This window comes from Thermomonas sp. (assembly GCF_041919455.1).
Taxonomy (GTDB): Bacteria; Pseudomonadota; Gammaproteobacteria; order Xanthomonadales; family Xanthomonadaceae; genus Thermomonas.
Map to the genome: position 1 here is coordinate 1 of NZ_JAYRTQ010000015.1, position 22,548 is coordinate 22,548.

A 22,548-nucleotide genomic window follows, 5' to 3' on the forward strand; every position below is an offset into this window, starting at 1 on the left:
CACCGGCCTGGTCGAGGGCATCAACAACCGGATCAAGGTCATCAAGCGCATCGCCTACGGCTACCGCGACGACGCCTACTTCTTCCTCAAGATCCGAGCCGCATTCCCCGGAGTTGGGAGAAGAACCTTTTTTATGCGCGAGGGTTTTGCAGCCTGTTTCGGCAGGTGCTCAGTCCGCAGGGACGGTGCGCGGCAGCGCCCATTCGCGCAGCGCCTGCACCTGCTCCGCCATCAGCACCGAGAGCGGCCGGGTGTCGCGGATCGCCTGCATCAGCGCCTGCGTGTCGAGGCTGGCTTGTTCCGCATGCGCGGCATACAGCGCACTGACGATGACCTGCTCGATCTCGGCGCCGGAGAAGCCATCGGCCGCGGCGGCCAGCGCCGACAGGTCGATGTCGTCCTTCGCCAGCGAACGCCGGTCCAGGTGCAGCGCGAAGATCTCGACGCGGGTGGCGGGATCGGGCAGGTCGACGAAGAAGATTTCGTCGAAGCGGCCCTTGCGCAGCAGCTCCGCCGGCAGCTCGTGGACCTGGTTGGCGGTGGCGACCAGGAAGACCCGCGACTTGCGCTCGGCCATCCAGGTCAGCAGGTAGCCCAGCACCCGCCGCGACAACCCGTCGTTCTCGCCGTTGCCCGCGGCCAGGCCCTTCTCGATCTCGTCGATCCACAGCACGCAGGGCGCGAGCTGCTCGGTCGAGGCCAAGGCGGCGCGCAGGTTCTTCTCGGTCTCGCCGTGGTACTTGTCGTACAGGGTGCCGAAATCCAGCCGCACCAACGGCACCCCGAACCCGCCTGCCACCGCCTTCGCCAGCAGCGACTTGCCGCAGCCCTGCACGCCGAGCAGCAGCACGCCCTTCGGTGGCTCCAGCCCGGGCGGCGGCGGATCCTGCACGAACGGCGCGCGCCGCTGCTCCACCCAGCGCTTCAGTCGGCGCGCACCGCCGACGTCGGCGAAGCGCGCTGTGTCGTATTCGTAGTGCAGGTGGCCGCTCTTGTTGAGCAGCTCGAACTTCAACCGCGCCAGTTCCGGCAGGTCGCCGGGCCCCAGCGCGCCATCGCGATGGATCAGGTGCCGCGCGATGCGTCGCGCATCGGTCAGGCTCAGGCCCTGCAGGTTGCGCACGATCTGGCGCACCGCATCGGCATCCACTTCGACCCGGCGCCCGCCGTTCTGGGCGGTGTAGGCCGCGGCTTCCTCCCTGACCAGCTTGAGCAGCGCATTCGCATCCGGCAGGCGCAGCGCGACGCGCACCGCGAACGGCTCCAGCGCCGCCGGCAACTCGACCTTGGTGCCGATCATCACCAGCACATGCGGCTGGCTGTCGCGGCGCTGGATCAGGTCGCGCAGGGCGCGCTGGTAGCTGGCGTAGCCCAGGTAGGGATGCGCATCCAGCAGCAGGTAGACGCCGCGCTGGCTGGCGTTGCGGATCTCCTGCAGGGTCGCGCTGAGGTCGGGGGCGATGCCCTCGTCCTCGCGATCCATGTCGATCCGGCGCAGGCCTTCGGTCACCGACCAGCGATACAGTGCGCGCCAGGCATGCATCAACGATTGCCGGAACAGGTCGACCACCCGCGCCTCGTCGGGGGTCTCGATCACCAGCAACGGCGTGTCGGCGCGGATCAGCGCGACCAGGTCCTGCAATTCGCTCATGGCGGGCACGATAGCGGCGGCCATGCGATGCCACAATCGGGCATGGACCTCGATCACGCCGACGCATTGCAGGAACTCGCGGCGCGCGCCTGCGCGCGCCTGCGCGCCGCGGGTTGCGCGATCGATGCCGGCGATGAAGCCGCGATCAGCAGGCTCGCGATCGCCAGCGACTTCGCGGTCGCCACCCTTGTGAGGCAGCCGGGCTTGCTGGCCACGTTGCAGGCCGATGCAGCGACGCCGCTCACGCCGCCCTTGCTCGATGCCGGCAATCGCGCCGATTGGGGCCGCCTGCTGCGCCTGCACCGGCAAGCCGAATCGACGCGGATGGTATGGCGCGATGTCCTCGAGCACGCGCCGGTCGAGGAGATCCTGGCCGCAAGCACCGCCCTGGCCGATGGCTGCCTGCAACTGGCGCTGGATGCGCTGGAAACGGAGATGGCGCAGCGCTTCGGCGTGGTCCGCGCGGCCGATGGCAGCGTGCAGCGGCTGGTCGTGTTCGGGCTGGGCAAGCTGGGTGGCGGCGAACTGAATTTCAGTTCCGATGTCGACCTGGTCTATGCCTACGAACACGAGGGCGAGTCCGACGGCGCGCGTTCGCTGGACGCGCAGGACTGGTTCGCGCGGCTCGGCCAGCAACTGGCGAAGCTGCTCGACGAAGCCACTGCCGACGGCTTCAGCCATCGCGTCGACCTGCGTCTGCGTCCGTTCGGCAACGCCGGGCGCATCGCCTTGTCCTTCGCGGCGATGGAGCACTACTTCCTCACCGAGGGCCGCGACTGGGAGCGCTACGCCTGGCAGAAGGCGCGACCGGTGGCGGGCGACCTGGCCGCGGGCGAGCGGTTGCTGCAGGCGCTGCGCCCGTTCGTATACCGGCGCTACCTGGACTATGGCGCGCTGGATGGCCTGCGCACGATGAAGGCGGCGATCGCCGCCGAGGTCGCGCGCAAGGACATGGCCGACGACATCAAGCGCGGCCCTGGCGGCATCCGCGAGATCGAATTCCTGGTGCAGGCATTGCAACTCATCCGCGGCGGCCGCGAGCCCGCGCTGCGCGAGCGCCGCCTGCTGCCGGCAATGCGCGCCTTGGTCGAGGCCGGCCATGTCGACGCCGCCGCCGGCGACCTGCTGCTGGAGGCGTACCGGTTCCTGCGCACGCTGGAGAACCGCCTGCAGATGCTCGGCGATGCGCAGACCCATGCCTTGCCCGCGGATGCGCTGCGACGCGCACGCATCGCCGACGGCCTGGGCTATCCGCACTGGCAGGCCTTGCTGGGTGCGCTGGCGGTGCAGCGCGAACGCGTGTCGGCCGAATTCGATGCGCTGCTGGCGGCACGCCGCGAGGCGAGCGGCGACAGCGACCTCGCCTCGTACTGGCGCGGCCTGCCCGATGCCGGCGATGGTGCGGTGCTGGTGGCGGCCGGTTTCGAAGCCGGCGAAGACCTGCATCGCAGCCTCGCCGACTTCGCCCGGGTGCCGGCGGTGCGCACCTTGTCCGATGCGACCCGGGCGCGGCTGGATCGCGTGCTGCCGGCGTTGCTGCAGGCCGCCGTCGCATCGCCGCATCCCGATGCCGTGCTGCGCCGCTTGCTGCCGTTGCTGCACATGCTGCTGCGCCGCGCGAGTTACCTCGCCCTGCTCGATGAACAACCGGTCGCGCTGCATCGGCTGGTCGATGCGTTGTCGCGCAGCGCCTTGCTCGGCGAACGCCTGGCCGCGCATCCCTTGTTGCTCGACGAATTGCTCGACGTGCGCATCGGCGGCGAACTGCCCGGGCGCGCCGCGATGCACCAGGCCTGCGCCGCCGCGCTGGGCGATGTCGACACCGACACCGAAGCCGCGCTGAATGCGCTCAATGAAGTCCGCCAGGCCTTGAGCTTCCGCATTGCCCTGGCCCTGCTCGATCGCCGCATCGAAGCGCAGGAGTGCGCGCGTCGCCTCGCCTGGCTGGCGGACGCAGTGGTCGATTGCGTGCTGAAGCTCGCGCTGGCCGGCATGCACGCCGCGCACGGCGGCATCGACGGCGCGCAGTTCGCGGTGCTCGGCTACGGCAGCCTGGGCGGCGAGGAACTCGGCTTCGGCTCCGACCTCGACCTGGTCTTCCTGTACGACGCAGCGGAAGGCGCGGCATCGGACGGCGCGCGACCACTCGATGCCTCGCGCTGGTTCGCGCGGCTCGGCCAGAAGATCGTCGCCTTGCTGGAAACCCGCACCGGCGCCGGTCGCCTGTTCGAGATCGACGTGCGCCTGCGCCCGGATGGTGCCAAGGGCTTGCTGGTGTCGAGCCTGGCCAGTTTCTCCGACTACCAGCGCGAACGTGCGTGGACCTGGGAACACCAGGCGCTGGTGCGTGCGCGCGCGATCGCCGGCGATGCCGCGTTGCGCGCTGCCTTCGACACCTTGCGCAGCGACGTGCTGATGCGCGACCGCGATGCGCAGACATTGCGCGAGGACGTCTCCGCGATGCGCCGGCGCATGCGCGCCGAACTGGACCGCAGCGATGCCGCGCTGTTCGACCTCAAGCAGGGCGACGGCGGCTTGGTCGACCTGGAATTCCTGCTGCAATTCCTGCTGCTGCGCGAGAGTCGCGCGCATCCCGCTTTGCGTGCATCGCGTGCATCGCCGGCCATTCTGGATGCGCTGCACGATGCGAGCTTGCTGGATGCCAACACCCGCGCCGCACTGCAGGTCGCGCATGCCACGCTGCTGGATGCCGGCCTGCGCTGCACGCTGGACCGGCGTCCGCGCCGCGTCGCACGCGATGAACGCACCGAACTGGCGCGCGAGGCGATCCGCGATGCGGTACGCGTGCAGGGATTGCAGTTCGAGGAGAAGGAAACGGGGTCAGAGTGAAGTTTTGCGGCTGAAGATTCCGGTGTTGTCGATTCCTGTCGACGCAAAATTCACTCTGACCCCGTTTCCCCGGGAAACTTCACTCTGCCCCCTTTTCCGCCAGCCGCCGCTTCACTTCATCCGCGACGCGCATGGTCTCGCGCAGCGGCTCGGCCGCGAACGGCGCAAGGTCGTCGTCCAGTTCGCGCACGCGCCTGCTCGCAAGCAGCGCATCAAGGAACATCCGCAAGCGACCGCGGGCGATGCCTGTCGACCACACGAACACCGGCGCCAACGTCGCCGCGGCTTCGCTGAGCATGTTCACCGAATCCGGCGTGCAGACGATGCGGTCGGCATGCGCGAGCAGGGCGGCATACGGGTTCGGCCCGTCGCGGTCGTCGCGCCAGCAGATGCCGGGAAGGGCGTGATCGTGGTTGGTCAGTGCCTCGCGCCACTGCGTCGGGGTGCGACGCGATGCGATCGCGCTGAAGCTTCCGGCTTCTGCGATTGCCCGTTCGCGCAGGTCGCGCAGCAAGGCGAGGAAGCCGGCATCGTCCAATGCCGCATGCCGGGTTGGCCCACCCACCAACAGCACGGTGCGCGGCTCAGGCAATGCCGCAAGTTGCGGCGAATCGTGTCGCACCTTCGCCAACCACAGGTCGTCGACTGGATGCAGGCTGCCGAGCATCGGAATGATGTGGTCGCCGTGGAGTCCGTCGTGTTCCGGTGCGACGACGAGATCCCAGTGTCGGGTATCGATGCGCGGATCGAGGATCTGTACGGACTGGCTGCCGCGCGCGCGCAACAGCCGCGTGGCCAGTGCCGCCTGCCGGCCGCAGCCGATCGCGAGCTTCGGTGGCCGCGCGATGCGGGCATCGAACGCGTTGCCGAAGGCCGTCGTTGCGCCGGGCAAGGCGTGCGGCGCGAGCCAGCGCCATGGCGCGCGCGGTTGCAGGAGGCATTCGCCGGCATCGGCGTCCAGCGCGCGTGCCAGCGCTAGGGCCTGGCGGGCGTTGCCGGCGCGGCCATCGTGCAGGGCGACCGTCGGCGTCATGCAGGCAACCGGCGTTGTTGCGCTGGTGGAATAGATCCGTTGCGATCGCGGTGCATTCGCTTCACCCGTGGAACTCTACACTGTGCGCCTTCGCACCCTGCCCCGAGGATCGCATGACCCAGCCCTTGCCCGATGCCGCGCTCGACCAGTTGTTCCGCACCGCGCGCACCTACAACGCGTTCACCGGCGAGGTCTCCGACGAGACCCTGCAGCAGCTCTACGGCCTCCTCAAGTTCGGCCCGACCGAGGCCAACACCACGCCCGCGCGGATCGTGTTCGTGAAGTCGGATGAGGCCAAGGCCAAGCTGGGCCCGGCACTGAGCGAGGGCAACTACAAGAAGACGATGGCCGCGCCGTGCGTGGCGATCGTCGGCTACGACATGCGCTTCTTCGACAAGCTGCCGGTGCTGTTTCCGCATGTCGATGCCAAGCCGTGGTTCGAGCATCGCGACGACGCCAACCTGGCCTGGGTCGCAAACCGCAACAGCAGCCTGCAGACCGCCTACCTGATCCTCGCCGCGCGCGCGCTGGGTCTGGATTGCGGGCCGATGACCGGCTTCGACAATGCCAAGGTCGACGCGGCATTCTTCGCCGGCACCTCTGTGCGGTCCAGCATCCTGGTCAACCTCGGCCAGGGTGACCCCGCCAGCATCTTCCCGCGTTCGCCACGCCTCGGCTTCGACGAAGCCTGCCAGATCCTCTGATCCCGCCATCCATTCCCGGAGATTCCCCATGTTCAAGAAACTGCTGCTCACCGCTGCCCTCGTCGCCGCAAGCGCCAATGCCTTCGCTGCCGGTGTCACCTACAAGCTCGATCCCACCCATACCAACGTGCTGGCCAGCTGGAACCACTTCGGCTATTCCAATCCGTATGCCAACTTCGGCGACGTGGAAGGCACCCTGGTGTACGACGCCGCCGACGTGTCGAAGTCCAGCGTCGAAGTCACCCTGCCGCTGTCCGGCCTCAACGGCTTCAGCAGCAAGTTCAACGACCACCTGCGCAGCGCCGACATCTTCGACATCGCCAAGTTCCCGACCGCGACGTTCAAGAGCACCAAGGTCGAGTCGGCCGGCAACGGCAAGCTGAAGATCACCGGTGACCTGACCATCAAGGGCATCACCAAGTCGGTCGTCCTGGATGCGACCCTCAACAAGGCCGGCGAGCATCCGATGAAGAAGGTCGCGGCGATCGGCTTCGACGCCACGGCCACCATCAAGCGCAGCGATTTCGGCCTGGGCCTGTTCGCGCCGATGGTGGGCGACGAGGTGACCCTGCGCATCACCACCGAAGCCACCGCGCCGAAGGCCGACGCGCCGAAGTGATGCCGCGATGATCATCGAACGCCCCTCCAATGCCCGCGGCGACGTGAGCCTGGGCTGGCTGCAGAGCCGGCACACGTTCTCGTTCGGCCATTACCACGACCCGGCCTGGATGGGCTTCGGTCCGCTGCGCGTGATCAACGACGACACCGTCGCCCCGGGCGGCGGTTTCTCGCCGCACCGGCACGCCAACATGGAGATCATCAGCGTGGTCCTGCAGGGCGCGCTGGCGCATCGCGACAGCACCGGCACGGTCGGCGTGATCGAGGCCGGCGACGTGCAATGGATGAGCGCCGGCCACGGCATCGAACACAGCGAATACAACGGCACCGATGCCGCGCCGGTGCATTTCCTGCAGATCTGGATCCAGCCGGACCGGCTCAATGCGCAACCGGCGTACGCGCAGCAGCGTTTCGAGCCCGCCGACCGGCGCGGGCGCTGGGCCACGCTGGCGTCGCCGGACGGCGCGGACGGGTCCATCGCGATCCGCCAGCAGGCCACGCTGCGCGCCGCCGGCCTGCAAACCGGCGATGAGGTGGCCACGACGCTGGATCCGGCACGCTTGTACTGGCTGCACGTGGCGACCGGCGAGGTTGCCGTCGGCGAACGCGTGCTGAAGGCTGGTGATGCGCTCGGCTTCGTGCAGGAAATCGATGGACTGGTCGTTCGCGGCATCGCAGCCGACAGCGACGTGCTGTTCTTCGACCTGCCGGCCTGAGCGATGCCGCGCTAAACTGGCGCGGTTCCCGCCACCGCGCCGCATCGCCATGACCCAGACCGCCTCGTCGCCCGCCAATGCCCAGAAGCAGTACGAGGTGCGTCGCGCCGACCTGCCGCTGAGCTGTCCGCTACCGTCGATGGCCTTGTGGAACTCGCATCCGCGGGTGTACCTGCCGATCGAGGAAGAAGGCGGCACCAGCCAGTGCCCGTACTGCGGGTCGACGTTCGCCCTGGTCGACTGATCCGGGCGCCAGCGTGCGCCGCCTGACCGTGGTGCAACTGCTGCCGGCGCTGGACGCCGGCGGCGTCGAACGGTCCACCCTCGAGATCGCCGAAGCGCTGGTCGATGCCGGCCATCGCGCGATCGTGGTGTCGGCCGGTGGACGCCTGCTGCCGCGGCTTGACGCGGTGGGCGGCGAACACATCACGCTCGACATCGGCCGCAAGTCGCCGACGGTGCTGCGGCATATCCGCACCTTGCGGCACCTGTTCGCCGAGGTCGATGCCGACATCGTCCACGCGCGTTCGCGCCTGCCGGCGTGGTTGGGCTTGTGGGCCTTTCGCGGCATGGGTGGCAAGCGCCCACATTTCGTCACCACCGCGCATGGGCTGAATTCGCCGTCGCGCTACAGCGCGATCATGGCCCGCGGCGAGCGCGTGATCTGCGTCTCGCGAACGGTGCGCGATTACCTGCTTTCGCACTATCCCGCCACCGATCCGACGCGGCTGGTGGTGATTCCGCGCGGCATCGACCCTGCCGTGTTTCCGCGGACGCCGCATCCGGATCGCGCGGCGCGCGCGCGCACCGCCGACCTGCATCCGCAACTCACCGGCGATGGTCCGTTGCTGTTGCTGCCCGGTCGCGGCACCCGACTGAAGGGCCATGCCGATGCCATCGCGTTGCTGGCGCAGTTGCGTGCAGCAGGCACGGATGCTCGGTTGTGGATGCCGGGCGTGGTGCAGGCCGGGCGCGAGGACTACCTGGCGGAGCTTGAGGCGATGACTGGCGAGGCTGGTATTCGCGATGCCGTGGCGATGACCGACGCGACAGCGGAGATGGCCACGGCCTACGCCGCCAGCGATCTTGTCCTGCAGCCTTCGCGCAAGCCGGAAGCATTCGGCCGTACAGTGATCGAAGCCTTGTCGATCGGTCGGCCGGTGCTGGGCTGGGAGCATGGCGGCGTGGGTGAATTGCTGCGCGAGCTGCAACCCGAAGGTGCGGTGGCGCCGTTCGATCGCGACGCATTGCGGCAACGCGCGCAGGCCCTGCTGGCCAACCCACCACCACCACCGGCTACGATGCCGTACACGTTGCGGGCGATGCAGGAGGCCACCTTGGCGCAATACCACGCACTGGCGCAGGCATGAACGACGCCGCGCAGGCCGCGCATGGCTGGCGCTGGGCACCGGCGTGGGTGCTGGCGTTCGTGGCGTTGTGGCCGGCACCGGGTTATGCGGAAGGCGTGCTCGCGCTGGGCGCCTTGGCGGGCTTGATCAAGTTGGTCGGCAGCCGCTTCCGCGGCGGCAATGCGCTGCTCAGCGGACCGGCCTGGGCGCTGACCAGCGTGCTGTTCTTCGCCTACTGGTTGCCGGAGGCGTTCTCCGCAATCGATGCGATGGATCGCGGACGCGCATTGCGCGAGGCACTGGTCGACCTGCGCTACCTGCCGTTCCTGTGGATCGTGGCAGCTGCGGTGGCGGACGATGCCGGCCGCCGACGCACCTTCGGCGGGCTGGCGATCATCGTTGGCGTATGGACGCTGGATGCGCTGGTCGAGGCCGCCACCGGCGCCAGCCCGTTGTTCAGCGGCATCGATGCGGTCAAGCAGGCGATCAGCGGGCATGGCATGTGCACCGCGGCGCAGATCGCGGCGGCCGATCGGCTGGGCGGCGTGCTGGGACCGTGCAACCTCAAGCTCGGCATCGTCCTGGCCAGCCTGTCGCCCTTCGCACTGGATGCGATGCGCCGGCGCTTCGGCCGGCTCGGCTGGCTGGCCGCGGCGGTGGGCATCGGCCTCGTGGTGTTGCTGGCCGGTTCGCGTGCGTCTTGGCTGACGTATGGCCTGGTCCTGCTGTGGACCGGCTGGCGCACGCTGGGCCGCAGGAAATTGCTGATGGTGTTCGCGCTGGGTGCATTGGCGCTGGTGGCGGCCACGTTGCTGGTGCCGCAGGTCCGCGAGCGCGTCGAACGCACCACCCATGTGCTGACCGCCGATTCCAAGGGCGTGGATACCGCGCTGTCCGGGCGCACGCGGATCTGGTCGGCGGCGGTGTGCATGGCCCGCGAGCATCCGGTCAATGGCGTCGGCGCGCGCGGCTTCCGCCAGGCCTTCCCGGCCTGCGATCCGCAACCCGGCGTGATCGCGGCCTGGGGCGAGGGTGCGGCCCTGCATGCGCACCAGCTGGTGCTGGAAATCCTCAGCGAAACCGGCGGCATCGGCCTGCTGCTGTGGCTGGCCGGCGCGGCGCTGGCGTGGCGCGCATGGCGCTATGCCGATCCCGTCGGCCGCGATCGCGCGCGCCCGGCGATGCTGGCGCTGGCGGTCACGGTGTTCCCGCTCAACACGCACCTGGCCTCGTATTCGACGTTCTGGGGTGGCGTGTTGCTGATGCTGTCTGCCCTGTACGCCGGCAGCCTGCTCGGCCGGGAGCAGGACTGAGATGGCGCTGCGCCTGTCGGCGGTGGTGACCACGCTGGACAATGCGGCCACGCTGGAGGCGTGCCTGGCCAGCCTGCGGTTCTGCGATGAACTCGTGTTGCTGGATTCGGGGTCGACGGATGCGACGCTCGACATCGCGCGCAAGCATGGTGCGCGGATCGCGGCGCAACCGTTCGCTGGCTACGGCCCGCAGAAGCAGGCGGCGATCGACCTCGCCGAAGGCGAATGGATCCTGCTGCTGGATGCCGACGAATCGCTGACCGACGATGGCCGCGCGACGATCCTGCGCGAGCTCGCCACGCCACGCGCCGATGGCTATCGGCTGCCACGCCGCGAATGGCTGTTCTGGCGCTGGCCGCATCCGGCGACACGGCCGAACTGGCAACTGCGGCTGTTCCGCAAGGCGCGCGGGCGCATGAATACCGTGCCGGTGCACGCGGCACCGGTGGTGGAGGGCACCGTCATCGACCTGGACGCGCCGTTCCGCCATTACGGCGAGCCGCGCCTCGCGGATCGCGTCGACAAGGTCAATCGCTATTCCAGCGGGCTGGTCGATCACAAGCGCGAACAGCGGGTGCGCTTCATCGGCCTGCGCCTGCTGGTGTATCCGCCGCTGGTGTTCCTCAAGCTGTACCTCGGCAAGCGCTATGTCCTCAACGGCTGGGCCGGCTATTTCGCGGCGCGCACGCAGGCCTTCTACGCGTTCCTCAAGTACGCCAAGCTGCTGGAAGCGACGCGCGATCCCGGCCGCGGCCCGCGCGCATGAGTCGCTGCTGGCATGGCCGCGCGTTCGCGGCGCTCGGCCGCTGGGTCGCCGGACGATCGCCCGCACAGGCGCAAGCACTGGCGCGCAAGCTGGCGCGATTGCCATGGATCAATACGAAGCGCCGGCGGATTGCCGCTACCAACATCGCCCTGTGCTTCCCGCAACTGGACGATGCCGCGCGCGGTGAGCTGCTGAGGGACACCCTGCTCTCGAACACCACCGGCGTGCTGGAAACCCTGCGCGGCTGGTTTGCGACGCCGGCGCAACTGGCGGGGCAGGCGCAGATCGTCGGCATCGAACACCTGCATGCGGCGCTGGCCGAAGGCCGCGGCGTGGTGGTGGTGGGCGCGCACTACGACGGCATCGAACTGGCGATGCGCCATGTCGCCGATGCCAGCGGCCAGCCGATGCCGATCCTGGTCCGCCGCAACAACGATCCGTGCATCGAGGCCGCCATCGCCCAGGCGCGTTGCACCTATGCCGGCGCCACCTACGACAAGAAGGACATCGCCGGCTTCACCGCCGCGGTTCGCGCGGGCCAGGGCGTGTTCTACGTGCCCGACCAGAACGCCGCGCGGCGCACCGTCTTCGTGCCGTTCCTGGGCGTGCAGGCGGCCACGCTTGGCGCGATCGGCGGCGTGCTGCAGCGCGCGGGTGGACGCGTGTTGCTGATGTGGGCACGGCGCGATGCCGACGGCCGTCAGCACATCGACCTGCAACCGGCCTGGGAGGGCTGGCCCGCCGCGGACGACACGGAAACAGCGGCGCGCTACATGGCGTGGATCGGCGAGCGCCTGCAGGCGGCACCCGAGCAGTACCTGTGGGTGCATCGACGGTTCAAGACGCGCCCACCAGGCGAGCCATCGGTCTATCGGTAAAGCGCGTTGTCGGGCTGGTCGGGCTGGCGTTTGAAGCGGCGGTGGATCCACAGGTATTGGGTCGGCGCCGCGCGGATCATCGTCTCGATCGCGGCCATCACCCGCGCGGTGTCGGCGGTCGCATCGGCGGACGGGAAGTCCTCGAACGCGGGTGTCAGCCGCAGTGTGTAACTGCCGTCATCGTGGCGTACATGGGCGAAGCCGAGCACCGCCGCGCCGGACAAGCGTGCGAGCTGGTGGGTCGAGGTCAGGCTGTACGCCGGCCGGCCGAAGAACGGCACGAAGACGCTGTCGCCGCGGCGGGTGTCCTGGTCGGGCGCGAACCACAGCAGGCCGCCCTGCTTGAGGTGGCGCAGCGCGGGACGCAGCTCCTCGCGGGTGAACATCGCGCTGGCATAGCGCAGGCGCCCGCGCAGCACCGCCCATTCCATCGCCGCGCCATCGTGCGGACGGTACATGCCGGCCAATGGGGCGTGATCGCACATCAATCGCGCCGCCAGTTCCAGGGTCACGAAGTGACCGGAGATGATGATCACCCCACGCCCGCCGGCGCGCGCGGCCTGCAGATGCTCCAGGCCTTCGACGGTCACCTTGCCGCGCATCGGTTCGACCGAGCCCCACCAGGCCCGCGCGAATTCGAACAGGCCGATGCCGAGTTCCTCGAAACTGCGGCGCAGCAGCGCGGCCTGCGCATCGGCATCGAGTTCCGGGAAACACAGGGCGAGGTTGCGCGCGGCCACCCGCCGGCGACTGCCGAACAGGCGCATCAGCAGGCCGCCGATGCCGCGTCCCAGCACGCGCTGCAGCGGCCATGGCAGGCGCGCGAGCAGTGCGGCGACGCCGATTCCGAACCAGGCCGGCCAATGGCGCGGTCCGCGTGGCGGCTTCATGGCGGAAGCATCATTCATGCGGGGATTCTACTGGCGCGTGCCGCTTCGTTATCCTGTCGCGATGCGGGCCGACTTCACCGAACGCGTCTTGCGTGGCCTGTACTCGGCCGCGCTGTACCTGCTCGTCCCGATCACCCTGTACCACCTGATCTGGCGCGGCTTCCGCCAGCGCGCGTACTTCCACCGCTGGAGCGAGCGCTACGCCAACTACCCCGAGCGCGGCCCGTCCGCGCCGCTGTGGCTGCACGCGGTGTCGGTCGGCGAGGTCAACGCGGCGGCACCCCTGGTGGACCGGTTGCGCCAGCTGCGACCGGACCTGAGGCTGGTGGTCACCACCATCACCCCGACCGGTTCCGAGCGCGTACGCACGTTGTGGGGCGACGCGGTCACCCACGTCTACCTGCCTTACGACCTGCCTGGCGCGGTCGGCCGCTTCCTCGACCATTTCCGGCCGGCCCTGGCGCTGATCGTCGAAACCGAGCTGTGGCCGAACCTGCTGTTCGGCTGCCGCGACCGCGGTATCCCCACCCACATCCTCAATGCGCGGTTGTCGGCGCGCTCGCTGCGCGGCTATCGCGTGCTCGCCCCGTTGATCCGCCGCGCGCTGCGCACGGTGCGGCTGGTGGCCGCACAATCGCGCGACGATGCGGGCCGCTTCGTCATGCTCGGTGCGTTGCCGGAACGGGTCGAAGTCAGCGGCAACCTGAAGTTCGACATGGCGCCGGTCGATGCCGTCGCCTTCGCCGCCGAGTTCGCCGCGCAACGTGGCATGGCCGGCCCGGTGTGGATCGCGGCGAGTACGCACGAGGACGAAGAGGCGGCGGTGCTCGACGCGCATCGCCTGCTGCGCCGGTTGCATCCGGATACCCTGCTGTTGTGGGCGCCGCGGCATCCGGAACGGTTCCGCGCGGTGGCCGAGCGTGCTCAGGCCGCGGGGTTCGCGGTGGCCACTCGCACCGCCAATGGCTGGCCGGAGGCGACATCGGAGGTGTTCGTGGTGGACACGCTGGGCGAATTGGTGCGCTTCTACGCCTGCGCCGGCATCGCCTTCGTCGGTGGCAGCCTGCAGCCGGTCGGTGGCCACAACCTGCTGGAACCGGCGGCGACCGGTACCGCGATCCTCAGCGGCCCGCACCTGCACAACTTCGCCGATATCGCGCGGCGCCTGCGTGAGGCGGAGGCGATGCGGGTGGTTTACGACGCGGCTGGGCTCGCCAATGCGTTGCAGGCGCTGTTCGCGGACGAAACCGCCCGGCTTCGGTTGGCGGTGAATGCATCGCGCTTGCTGGAAGATGGGCGCGGTGCGCTGGCGCGCACCGTCACCCTGATCGAACCGGCGCTGGGCGCGGCCGGTTCGCACTGAACCCGGCGATTCAGGGAGTGCCGATGGCCCGGGCGATCGACTCGTCGGTGGTCAGCAGCCGATTCACGTCCTCCAGGTCCGAGGCCTGCAGCGTGCCGGCGGCCTGTTCCAGCAGCAGGCGACTCTGCAGGAAGTTGTACTTGGATTGCGCATAGGCCTGCTGCGCGGAGAACAGGGTGCGCTGGTTGTTCAACACGTCCAGCACGGTGCGGGTGCCGACTTCCAGGCCAACTTGCGAGGCGTCGTAGGCGCTCTGCGCGGAGACCAGCGCCAGCCGGCGCGCTTCCACTTCGCTGATGCCGGCGACCAGTGCCTGGTAGGCGTTGCGGGTGCTGCGTTCCAGCGCGCGCTTCTGCTGTTCCAACTGGTCGCGGGCGATGTCGCGCTGGGCCAGCGAGCTGCGCACGCCGGACTGGGTGGCGAAGCCGGAGAAGATCGGGATGCTCAGGGTCAGGCCGACGCTGGTGTTGGCGTCGTTGTTGCCGAAGAAGCTCGGGTTGTCGTACAGGCCCGGGATCGCCTTGCCGTAAGAGGCGCGCAGGCCCAGCGTCGGATAGTGGCCCGAACGCGCGGTGGCGACATTGTGTTCGGCGGCTTCCAGGTCGGCGGCCTGCGCCTTGAGCGAAGGATTCTCGGACAGTGCGGTGGCGACCCAGCCATCGACATCGCGCGCTTCCGGCAGCGCGGGCTTGAAGTCGTCCGGCAGGCCCTTGAGGTTCGCCACCGGCGTGCCGGTGATCTCGACCAAGGCCTGGTAGGCGTCCTGCACCGCATTGCGGGCCAGGATCGTGTTGGCGCGGGCGCCGTCGTACTGCGCCCGCGCTTCGTGCACGTCGGTGATCGGCGCCAGGCCCACTTCCAGGCGCTTGCTGGCGAAGTCGAACTGCTTCTTCAGTGCGGACTCGGCGGCTTCGGCGGCGGATAGCGTTTCGAGCTGCACCAGCACGTTGAAGTACACGGCCGAGGTGCGGGTGATCAGGCTGTGGCCGGCCGCATCCAGGTCGAAACCGCCCGCGCGATCCAGTGCCTTCGCCGCGCGCAACGCGGTGTAGTTGCCGTAATCGAAGATCGACTGCTGCGCGCTCAGGCCCCACGAGGCGCTGCGGGACGTGCCGTCGCTCTGGCCGTCGCCGTCGGTGTCGCCGCGATTGGCCAGGTCGTAGCCCACCGAGCCATTCACCTGCGGCAGCAGCACGGCGCGTGCCTGCACGGGACGTTCGGCGGCGATGGCGCGGCTGGATTCGGCGGCCGCGTATTGCGGGTCGCTGTTGCGCGCGTTCGTGTAGCTCTGCAGCAGGTCGTCCGCCTGCGCCGCGACGGGCAGCAGGGCAAGGACAAGGGCGAGGGCAAGCGGGCGACGCGACATAGGGGCAAATCCTTGCGGGATGTCCTGGGGGGAGGGCTTAAAGCACGAAGGCGGGTGCCGGCGCGGCACCGACCAGGTAGGGCAGGTCGGTTTCGAACAACGACTCGGTGCGCAGTCCGTTGACGTCGCGATGCACCAGCACCGCTTCCATCGCCGGCGAGCGGCCGCGCACCACGAACAGGCGGCCACCGGGCTTCAGCCAGTCGGTGAAGCGCGCCGGGATGCTGTCCACGGCACCGGTGATGCAGATCGCGTCGAACGTGCGGTCGGTGGTCCAGGCGAAGGCGTCGGCGGCGACCACGTCGGCGTTGGCGATGCCCTGCGCGGTCAGTCGCGCGCGCGCGGCATCGGCCAGGTCGGCGTGTCGTTCCAGGCTGACCACTTCGCGGCAAAGGCGTGCGAGGCAGGCGGTGAGATAACCGCTGCCGGTGCCGATCTCCAGCACGGATTCGTGGGATTGCGGGAGCAGCGACTGCAGGGTGCGGCCTTCCAGCACCGGCTTCATCATGGCCTCGCCATGCGCCAGCGGCAGTTGGGTATCGGCATAGGCCAGGCTGCGGATGGCCTGCGGTACGAAGGCCTCGCGCGGCAGCGTGGCGATGGTCTCGAGGACCCGCGCGTCCAGCACGTCCCACGGGCGAACCTGTTGTTCCACCATGGTTTCGCGGGCGCGGGCGAAGTCGATGTTCATGTAGGGAAGGTCCGTGGCGTCGAGCCGGCCATTGTAACGGCCGCACATTTCATGGTTGGCAGTGTGACTGTGCTAGGACACCGGCACGCAGTGCCGGAAGTCACCGGCACCAACGGCGTTCCGGCAGTCCGTTCAACGGCGGGCATACGCGCGCAGGAACAACTCGACCACCGCATCGACATGCTCCTCCGGCGTCTCCTGGCGGCGGCCGCAGCAATAGCCGAACACCGCCTTCGCATGCGCTTCGCCCTTGAGCAGGGTGAAGAACTGCGCGGCGGCGCGCTCCGTGTCGTCGATGTCCAGGTCGCCCGCGGCGATGCGACGCTCGAGCAATTCGGTGAAGGCCTGCTGCACGCGCTGCGGGCCGGCTTCCCAGAACACTTCCGGCATGGTGCTGGTGGCGACCTGCGGCGAGCACAGGATGCGATGCCCGGCGATCGCCTCGGGGGTCATGATCATCGCGAAGAACGCATTGCCGATCGAGGTCAGGCGCTCGCGCAGCGGCATCGCGGGATCGGCCTCGAACAGGCTGGTCGGCATGCCCGCCTCGCAGTGGGCGCGCACCGCTTCGCCGAACAGGCTCTCCTTGTCGCCGAAGTGGCTGTAGACGGTCAGCTTGGAGGCGCCGGCCTCGCTGGCGATCTGGTCCATGCTGACGCCATCGAAGCCGTTGGCGACGAACATGCGCTTGGCGGCATCAAGGATCGCCGCACGCTTGCCCGGGTCTTTCGGGCGACCGGGGCCGGCGGGCTTGGGAGCGAGGTTGGGAGCGGTTTTCGCGGTGCGTGATGACATGCGGGCAATACTAGACTATTCGGTTCGATATTTATACTCTACCGACCAGTCCAATAAAGGCGTGAGCCTTCGGAGCGGGGAAATGGGGAAGGGCGCGGGCAAGATGCGTGCGGCGTTGGGAATGGCAGTGCTGGCGGCGCTCGCCGCCTGCGGCGGGCAGGAACCCGTGACCGAAACCCCGCGCCCGGTATTGGTGGTGCACCCCGCTGCCGGTGCCGACACCGCGCCTGCGGCCTATGCCGGCGATATCCGCGCACGCAACGAAAGCCCGCTGTCGTTCCGGGTCGGCGGCAACCTGGTGAAGCGCCTGGTCGATGCCGGCGACCGCGTCCGCCGCGGCCAGCTGCTGGCCGAACTCGATCCGGGCGATGCCGCCCTGCAGGCCAGCGCCGCGCAGGCGGAAATGATCCGCATCGGCGGAGACCTGGAGCGCTACCGCAAGCTGGTCGCGCAGAAACTGGTCAGCCAGTCGACCTTCGATGCCCAGCAGGCCGCGTATCGCGCCGCACGCGCCCAGTACGAACTCACCCGCAACCAGTCCGCGTACACGCGCCTGCATGCGCCGCGCGATGGCGTGATCGCCACGCGCTCCGCCGAAGCCGGGCAGACCGTCGCCGCCGGGCAGGCGATCTATACCCTGGCCGGCGACATCGGTCGCGAAGTCGCGATCGCCTTGCCGGAATCGCGCATCCGCGAGGTCAGCGTGGGCCAGCAGGTCCTGGTCGAATTGTGGAGCGCGCCGGGCCAGTTGTTGCCGGGCCGGGTGCGCGAACTGTCGCCGGCGGCGGATCCGCAGGCCCGTACCTTCGCTGCCCGCGTCGCGTTGGAAGGCGACGCCGCGAATGCGGTCGAGCTTGGCCAGAGCGCGCGCGTCTACATGGCGCAGTCCGGCGAGCGTGCCGCGTTGCGGGTGCCGCTGTCGGCGGTGCAACGCGCCGCGGATGGCAAGCCGGCGTCGCTGTGGGTGGTCGATCCGGCGTCGCGTCGCGTGCGTCTCGCGCCCGTTCGAATCGGTGCATATGCCGAAGGCACGGTGCCGCTGCTCGGTGGCGTGGATGCCAATGCGTGGATTGTCGCGGCCGGCGGTCACCTGCTGCGCGACGGGCAACTGGTGGCGCCGGTGGATCGCGACAATCGCCCGGTCCTGGCGCCGGCCAGCACCGCGACGGCGGCGAAGTAGGCCGCCATGCGCTTCAACCTCTCCGAATGGGCGCTGCGCAACCGCACCATCGTCCTGTACGCGATCCTGATGCTCGGCCTGCTCGGGGCGTGGTCCTACAAGCACCTGGGCCAGTCCGAGGATCCGCCGTTCACTTTCAAGGCGATGGTGGTGCGCACGATCTGGCCGGGCGCGACCGCCGAGGAAGTCTCGCGGCAGATCACCGACCGCATCGAAAAGAAGCTGATGGAGACCGGCCAGTACGAGTTCATCCGCGCGTACTCGCGGCCGGGCGAGTCGCAGATCATCTTCATCGCCAAGGATTCGCTGCGCAGCAAGGACATCCCGCCGCTCTGGTACCAGGTCCGCAAGAAGGTCGGCGACATCAAGGCCACGCTGCCGCGCGATGCGATCGGCCCGTTCTTCAACGATGAATTCGGCGACACCTTCGGCAACATCTATGCGTTGACCGGCGACGGTTTCGACTATGCGGTGCTGAAGGACTATGCCGAACGGCTTGAACTGGAACTGCAGCGCGTGCCCGATGTCGGCAAGGTCGACCTGCTCGGCCTGCAGGACGAAAAGATCTTCATCGAGCTGTCGAACACCAAGCTGGCCTCGCTCGGCATCCCGCTGACGGACGTGCAGGAGGCGCTGGACCAGCAGAACGCGGTGGTGCCGGCGAGTTATTTCGAGACCGCCGGCGAACGCGTGCAACTGCGCGTCAGCGGTCGCTTCGATTCGGTGCAGTCGATCCGCGATTTCCCGATCCGCAGCGGTGACCGCACCTTCCGCCTGGGCGAGATCGCCACGGTCACGCGAGGCTTCTCCGACCCGCCGGCGCCGCGCATGCGCTTCATGGGCGAGGACGCGATCGGTCTGGCCGTGTCGATGCGCGATGGCGGCGACATCCTCAAGCTCGGCAAGTCGCTGGAAACCACCTTCGCTCGGCTGCAGAAAACCCTGCCGACCGGCATGCAACTGCGCAAGGTGTCCGACCAGCCGCTGGCGGTGACGCGTTCGGTCGATGAATTCATCAAGGTACTGACGGAAGCGGTGGCGATCGTGCTGCTGGTCAGTTTCCTCTCGCTGGGCCTGCGCACCGGCACCGTGGTCGCGCTGTCGATCCCGCTGGTGCTGGCCATGACTTTCGCCGCGATGCATTACTTCGGCATCGGCCTGCACAAGATCTCGCTGGGCGCACTGGTGCTGGCGCTGGGTCTGCTGGTCGACGACGCGATCATCGCGGTCGAGATGATGGTGGTGAAGATCGAGCAGGGTTACGACCGCATCAAGGCGGCCGCCTTCGCGTGGGAGAGCACCGCATTCCCGATGCTGACCGGTACGCTGGTGACGGCCGCGGGCTTTTTGCCGATCGCCACCGCGGCGTCGAGCACCGGCGAATACACGCGCTCGATCTTCCAGGTGGTGACCATTGCCCTGCTGATCTCGTGGGTCGCAGCGGTGGTGTTCATTCCGTACCTTGGCTACCAGTTGCTGGAAGAACAGGGTGCCGAGGCCGCGCCTAAGGGAATGCTGGGTCGCGGGTTCCGTCGCCTGCGCGATGCCTTCGCATCGGGTGCGCGTCGCATTCCGCGCGTGGGCGAAGCGATCTCCGACCACATCACCGCGAAGCACCACCACGAAGCCGCGCACGATCCCTACCAGTCCGCGTTCTACCAGCGCTTCCGCAGGCTGGTCGCGTGGTGCGTGCAATACCGCAAGACGGTGATCGTGATCACCGTGGCGATCTTCATCGCGTCGCTGGCCCTGTTCCGCTTCGTGCCGCAACAGTTCTTCCCGGCCTCCACGCGGCTGGAGTTGATGGTCGACATGGAGCTGGCCGAAGGCGCGTCGCTCAAGGCCACCGCCGCACAGGCGAAGAAGCTCGAGGCGATGCTGCAGAAGCAGGAAGGCGTGGAAAGCTACGTCGCCTACGTAGGCACCGGCTCGCCGCGCTTCTACCTGCCGCTGGACCAGCAATTGCCCGCAGCCAACTTCGCCCAGTTCGTGCTGCTCACGCATGACATCGAATCGCGCGAGGCCGTGCGCCGGTGGCTGATCGACACCGCCGCGCCGGCGTTCCCCGAATTGCAGGTTCGCGTCACCCGCCTGGAGAACGGCCCGCCGGTGGGTTATCCCGTGCAGTTCCGCGTGTCCGGCGAACACATCGACCGCGTGCAGGCGCTCGCGCAGCAGGTGGCCGAGAAGGTGCGCGCGAATCCGCACGTGACCAACGTCAACCTGGACTGGAACGAACCCAGCAAGGTGGTGCGCCTGCGCATCGACCAGGAACGCGCGCGCGCGCTGGGCGTGAGTTCGGCGGCGGTGGCGAAATTCCTGTCGGGCTCGCTGTCCGGCACCTCGGTCAGTACCTATCGCGAAGGCAACGAGGCGGTCGAGATCCTGCTGCGTGGACCGGGCGAGGAACGCGAGCGGCTGGGCATGCTGGCATCGCTGGCGATGCCGACGGCGAGCGGCAAGGCCGTGCCGCTCAGCCAGATCGCCACGCTGGAAGACGGCTTCGACGACGGGATCGTGTGGCATCGCAACCGACTGCCCACGGTGACCGTGCGCGCCGACATCTACGGCAAGGAATTGCCGGCCAGCGTGATGGCCCAGATCGGGCCGACGCTGGATCCGATCCGCGAAGCCTTGCCATCCGGCTACCTGTTGCAGGTCGGCGGCACGGTGGAGGATTCGGCGCGCGGGCAGAACTCGGTGAACGCGGGCATGCCGCTGTTCGTGCTGGTGGTGACCACGCTGCTGATGCTGCAACTTCGTAGTTTCTCGCGCGTATTGCTGGTATGGCTGACCGCGCCGCTGGGGCTGATCGGCGTGAGCCTGTTCCTGCTGGTGCTGCGGGTGCCGTTCGGCTTCGTGGCGATGCTGGGCACGATCGCGCTGTTCGGCATGATCATGCGCAACTCGGTGATCCTGGTCGACCAGATCGAGCAGGACATCGCCCATGGCAGTGCGCCCTGGGATGCGATCAGCGACGCCACCGTGCGCCGCTTCCGCCCGATCGTGCTGACCGCGCTCGCTGCGGTGTTGGCGATGATCCCGCTGTCGCGGTCCGTGTTCTTCGGGCCGATGGCGGTGGCGATCATGGGCGGCCTGATCGTGGCGACCGCGCTGACCCTGCTGTTCCTGCCGGCGCTGTATGCGGCGTGGTTCCGGGTGAAGCCGCCGCAGGCGGCTTGACGCCTCGTTGTTGCGCTCCGGTGCGGTGGGTGCCTGCGCGACGCCCCGGCATCGGCTTGGAATGGTTTCGCAGATTGAGGCGTGGCGAGCCGATGCTAGGAAATGGGGTCAGAGTGAATTTTGCGTCGATGGGTTCGGTGAATCGATCGAATCTCCGCGCAAAACTTCACTCTGACCCCATTTCCGAACTACTTTGCTAGCCGGCATCCGCCTTCAGCAACTCGATGAACGCCTGCGCCGCACGCGACAGCGTGCGCCCGCCATGCACGGTGCAGCCGAGTTGCCGCGACAGCTTCACGCCGGTGACCGGCAGCACGCGCACCTGCGCATCGACCATTGTTCGTGGCAGCACCGTCCACGCCAGGCCGACCGCGGCCAGCATCTTGATCGTCTCCAGGTAGTTGGTGGTCATCCGCAACTGCAGGGACAGGCCGCGCCGTGCAAAGGCATCGGCGACGATGCGGTGGGTGAACGTCACCGCATCCGGCAACACCGCCGGATGCGCAGCGAGATCGGCCAGGCCCACCTTCGCGCGCGTGGCCAGCGGATGGTCGGGCGCGACCACCACATGCAGCGGGTCGTTCCAGATTGGCGTGGAACGCAGCGGCGCCTGCGTCGGACCGAGCGTGGTCAGGGCGAGTTCGGCGCTGCCGTGCAAGACGCGCGCGTACGCCTGCTCGGAGTCCATGAAGCCGAGGTCCAGCGCCACCCGCGGATGCAGCGCACTGAACCGGCGCAGCAGCGGCGGCAAGCGATGCAATCCGATGTGATGGCTGGTGGCCAGGCTGAGGCGGCCGCCGATGTCCTGGTCGAGATCGTCGATGGCGCGGCGGGCGGCTTCGGCTTCGGCGAGCATCTGTTTCGCGCGCGGCAGCAGTAGGCGACCGGCTTCGGTCAGCAATACCTGGCGGCCGAGGCGGTCGAACAGGCGTGCGTCGAGCGATGCCTCGAGCAGCGCGATGCGCTTGCTGATCGCGGGTTGGGTCAGGTGCAACTGGCCGGCGGCGGCGGAGAAGCCGCCGTGCTCGGCCACGGCGACGAAGGCAGTGAGGCTGGCCCAGTCCATGCGATTCCCATTGATTCCTGTCGGGAATCGAATGGATGAAAAATAGCCATTGGAGTTATCGATGGCAAGACGGCAGGATGCGTCTTCCAGCAGGTAGGCACGTGAGCTTCAGCACGGTCTGCCGCCAGAACAAGCG

At 68.5% G+C, this 22,548-nt stretch carries 19 protein-coding genes and 1 pseudogene; 13 read left to right on the top strand and 7 right to left on the bottom strand.

What is annotated here, in order from left to right:
- Positions 1-121 (top strand): annotated as a pseudogene (locus tag ACE3T8_RS10970) (transposase); the annotation flags it as partial.
- A gap of 48 nt (positions 122-169) precedes the next feature.
- Here ACE3T8_RS10970 and ACE3T8_RS10975 read toward each other — a convergent pair.
- On the bottom strand, positions 170-1,651 hold the full coding sequence (locus ACE3T8_RS10975) for an AAA family ATPase (RefSeq protein WP_374609291.1): 1,482 nt from the start codon (positions 1,649-1,651) through the stop codon (positions 170-172).
- A 42-nt stretch (positions 1,652-1,693) separates the two neighbouring features.
- Between ACE3T8_RS10975 and glnE the strand changes: the two genes are divergently transcribed.
- Entirely contained in the window at positions 1,694-4,501 is a 2,808-nt protein-coding gene (gene glnE, locus ACE3T8_RS10980; protein ID WP_374609292.1) for a bifunctional [glutamate--ammonia ligase]-adenylyl-L-tyrosine phosphorylase/[glutamate--ammonia-ligase] adenylyltransferase, read from the top strand.
- A 79-nt stretch (positions 4,502-4,580) separates the two neighbouring features.
- On the opposite strand, the gene ACE3T8_RS10985 is transcribed toward glnE, so the two are convergent.
- Entirely contained in the window at positions 4,581-5,534 is a 954-nt protein-coding gene (locus ACE3T8_RS10985) for a mitochondrial fission ELM1 family protein (protein WP_374609235.1), read from the bottom strand.
- Positions 5,535-5,647: 113 nt separating this feature from the next.
- On the opposite strand from ACE3T8_RS10985, the gene ACE3T8_RS10990 reads away from it, so the two are divergent.
- Genes ACE3T8_RS10990 through ACE3T8_RS11025 form a run of 8 tightly spaced genes read left to right on the top strand, consistent with a single transcriptional unit; the run spans position 5,648 to position 11,878 of the window.
- Entirely contained in the window at positions 5,648-6,238 is a 591-nt protein-coding gene (locus ACE3T8_RS10990) for a malonic semialdehyde reductase (protein ID WP_374609236.1), read from the top strand.
- The gene (locus ACE3T8_RS10995; protein WP_374609237.1) at positions 6,171-6,857 is read left to right on the top strand and encodes a YceI family protein; all 687 of its coding nucleotides are present in this window, start codon (positions 6,171-6,173) and stop codon (positions 6,855-6,857) included. The genes ACE3T8_RS10990 and ACE3T8_RS10995 overlap by 68 nt, the downstream gene beginning before the upstream one ends.
- 7 nt (positions 6,858-6,864) lie before the next feature.
- Entirely contained in the window at positions 6,865-7,572 is a 708-nt protein-coding gene (locus ACE3T8_RS11000; RefSeq protein WP_374609238.1) for a pirin family protein, read from the top strand.
- A 49-nt stretch (positions 7,573-7,621) separates the two neighbouring features.
- Positions 7,622-7,816, top strand: a complete 195-nt coding sequence (locus ACE3T8_RS11005) for a zinc-finger domain-containing protein (protein WP_374609239.1) — start codon at positions 7,622-7,624, stop codon at positions 7,814-7,816.
- 13 nt (positions 7,817-7,829) lie between these two features.
- Positions 7,830-8,942, top strand: coding sequence for a glycosyltransferase family 4 protein (locus tag ACE3T8_RS11010; RefSeq protein ID WP_374609240.1), 1,113 nt, complete (start codon positions 7,830-7,832; stop codon positions 8,940-8,942).
- Complete coding sequence (locus ACE3T8_RS11015; RefSeq protein ID WP_374609241.1) at positions 8,939-10,234, top strand: O-antigen ligase family protein; 1,296 nt, start codon at positions 8,939-8,941, stop codon at positions 10,232-10,234. Before ACE3T8_RS11010 ends, ACE3T8_RS11015 begins: the two co-directional genes overlap by 4 nt.
- A 1-nt stretch (position 10,235) precedes the next feature.
- Complete coding sequence (locus tag ACE3T8_RS11020; protein ID WP_374609242.1) at positions 10,236-11,000, top strand: glycosyltransferase family 2 protein; 765 nt, start codon at positions 10,236-10,238, stop codon at positions 10,998-11,000.
- Positions 10,997-11,878 (top strand): lysophospholipid acyltransferase family protein, encoded by an 882-nt coding sequence (locus ACE3T8_RS11025; RefSeq protein ID WP_374609243.1) that lies wholly within the window; start codon positions 10,997-10,999, stop codon positions 11,876-11,878. The genes ACE3T8_RS11020 and ACE3T8_RS11025 overlap by 4 nt, the downstream gene beginning before the upstream one ends.
- Here the strand turns inward: ACE3T8_RS11025 and lpxL are convergent.
- On the bottom strand, positions 11,869-12,786 hold the full coding sequence (gene lpxL / locus ACE3T8_RS11030; protein ID WP_374609244.1) for an LpxL/LpxP family Kdo(2)-lipid IV(A) lauroyl/palmitoleoyl acyltransferase: 918 nt from the start codon (positions 12,784-12,786) through the stop codon (positions 11,869-11,871). The genes ACE3T8_RS11025 and lpxL overlap by 10 nt on opposite strands.
- 43 nt (positions 12,787-12,829) lie before the next feature.
- Between lpxL and waaA the strand changes: the two genes are divergently transcribed.
- A complete protein-coding gene (waaA, locus tag ACE3T8_RS11035) occupies positions 12,830-14,131 on the top strand; it encodes a lipid IV(A) 3-deoxy-D-manno-octulosonic acid transferase (protein ID WP_374609245.1) in 1,302 nt (433 codons plus the stop codon).
- Between the two features lie 10 nt (positions 14,132-14,141).
- On the opposite strand, the gene ACE3T8_RS11040 is transcribed toward waaA, so the two are convergent.
- The 3 genes from ACE3T8_RS11040 to ACE3T8_RS11050 all read right to left on the bottom strand — a co-directional run bounded on the left by ACE3T8_RS11040 (position 14,142) and on the right by ACE3T8_RS11050 (position 16,983).
- The gene (locus ACE3T8_RS11040) at positions 14,142-15,497 is read right to left on the bottom strand and encodes a TolC family outer membrane protein (RefSeq protein WP_374609246.1); all 1,356 of its coding nucleotides are present in this window, start codon (positions 15,495-15,497) and stop codon (positions 14,142-14,144) included.
- 37 nt (positions 15,498-15,534) lie between these two features.
- Positions 15,535-16,188 carry a protein-L-isoaspartate O-methyltransferase gene (locus ACE3T8_RS11045; RefSeq protein WP_374609293.1) on the bottom strand — a complete coding sequence of 218 codons (654 nt, stop codon included), beginning with the start codon at positions 16,186-16,188 and terminating at the stop codon, positions 15,535-15,537.
- Positions 16,189-16,320: 132 nt separating this feature from the next.
- Positions 16,321-16,983 (bottom strand): TetR/AcrR family transcriptional regulator, encoded by a 663-nt coding sequence (locus tag ACE3T8_RS11050; RefSeq protein WP_374609247.1) that lies wholly within the window; start codon positions 16,981-16,983, stop codon positions 16,321-16,323.
- An 82-nt stretch (positions 16,984-17,065) separates the two neighbouring features.
- Between ACE3T8_RS11050 and ACE3T8_RS11055 the strand changes: the two genes are divergently transcribed.
- A complete protein-coding gene (locus tag ACE3T8_RS11055; RefSeq protein WP_374609248.1) occupies positions 17,066-18,163 on the top strand; it encodes an efflux RND transporter periplasmic adaptor subunit in 1,098 nt (365 codons plus the stop codon).
- A gap of 6 nt (positions 18,164-18,169) precedes the next feature.
- A complete protein-coding gene (locus tag ACE3T8_RS11060) occupies positions 18,170-21,346 on the top strand; it encodes an efflux RND transporter permease subunit (RefSeq protein WP_374609249.1) in 3,177 nt (1,058 codons plus the stop codon).
- Between the two features lie 196 nt (positions 21,347-21,542).
- On the opposite strand, the gene ACE3T8_RS11065 is transcribed toward ACE3T8_RS11060, so the two are convergent.
- The gene (locus ACE3T8_RS11065; RefSeq protein ID WP_374609250.1) at positions 21,543-22,412 is read right to left on the bottom strand and encodes a LysR family transcriptional regulator; all 870 of its coding nucleotides are present in this window, start codon (positions 22,410-22,412) and stop codon (positions 21,543-21,545) included.
- Between the last annotated feature and the right edge of the window lie 136 nt (positions 22,413-22,548).

What these genes read in the sequence shown, in the direction of transcription:
- ACE3T8_RS10975 (WP_374609291.1), bottom strand. Translation starts at nt 1,651, where the DNA reads ATGAGCGAATTGCAGGACCTGGTCGCGCTGATCCGCGCCGACACGCCG.
- glnE (WP_374609292.1), top strand. Translation starts at nt 1,694, where the DNA reads ATGGACCTCGATCACGCCGACGCATTGCAGGAACTCGCGGCGCGCGCC.
- ACE3T8_RS10985 (WP_374609235.1), bottom strand. Translation starts at nt 5,534, where the DNA reads ATGACGCCGACGGTCGCCCTGCACGATGGCCGCGCCGGCAACGCCCGC.
- ACE3T8_RS10990 (WP_374609236.1), top strand. Translation starts at nt 5,648, where the DNA reads ATGACCCAGCCCTTGCCCGATGCCGCGCTCGACCAGTTGTTCCGCACC.
- ACE3T8_RS11000 (WP_374609238.1), top strand. Translation starts at nt 6,865, where the DNA reads ATGATCATCGAACGCCCCTCCAATGCCCGCGGCGACGTGAGCCTGGGC.
- ACE3T8_RS11005 (WP_374609239.1), top strand. Translation starts at nt 7,622, where the DNA reads ATGACCCAGACCGCCTCGTCGCCCGCCAATGCCCAGAAGCAGTACGAG.
- ACE3T8_RS11015 (WP_374609241.1), top strand. Translation starts at nt 8,939, where the DNA reads ATGAACGACGCCGCGCAGGCCGCGCATGGCTGGCGCTGGGCACCGGCG.
- ACE3T8_RS11020 (WP_374609242.1), top strand. Translation starts at nt 10,236, where the DNA reads ATGGCGCTGCGCCTGTCGGCGGTGGTGACCACGCTGGACAATGCGGCC.
- ACE3T8_RS11025 (WP_374609243.1), top strand. Translation starts at nt 10,997, where the DNA reads ATGAGTCGCTGCTGGCATGGCCGCGCGTTCGCGGCGCTCGGCCGCTGG.
- lpxL (WP_374609244.1), bottom strand. Translation starts at nt 12,786, where the DNA reads ATGAATGATGCTTCCGCCATGAAGCCGCCACGCGGACCGCGCCATTGG.
- waaA (WP_374609245.1), top strand. Translation starts at nt 12,830, where the DNA reads ATGCGGGCCGACTTCACCGAACGCGTCTTGCGTGGCCTGTACTCGGCC.
- ACE3T8_RS11040 (WP_374609246.1), bottom strand. Translation starts at nt 15,497, where the DNA reads ATGTCGCGTCGCCCGCTTGCCCTCGCCCTTGTCCTTGCCCTGCTGCCC.
- ACE3T8_RS11045 (WP_374609293.1), bottom strand. Translation starts at nt 16,188, where the DNA reads ATGAACATCGACTTCGCCCGCGCCCGCGAAACCATGGTGGAACAACAG.
- ACE3T8_RS11050 (WP_374609247.1), bottom strand. Translation starts at nt 16,983, where the DNA reads ATGTCATCACGCACCGCGAAAACCGCTCCCAACCTCGCTCCCAAGCCC.
- ACE3T8_RS11055 (WP_374609248.1), top strand. Translation starts at nt 17,066, where the DNA reads ATGGGGAAGGGCGCGGGCAAGATGCGTGCGGCGTTGGGAATGGCAGTG.
- ACE3T8_RS11060 (WP_374609249.1), top strand. Translation starts at nt 18,170, where the DNA reads ATGCGCTTCAACCTCTCCGAATGGGCGCTGCGCAACCGCACCATCGTC.
- ACE3T8_RS11065 (WP_374609250.1), bottom strand. Translation starts at nt 22,412, where the DNA reads ATGGACTGGGCCAGCCTCACTGCCTTCGTCGCCGTGGCCGAGCACGGC.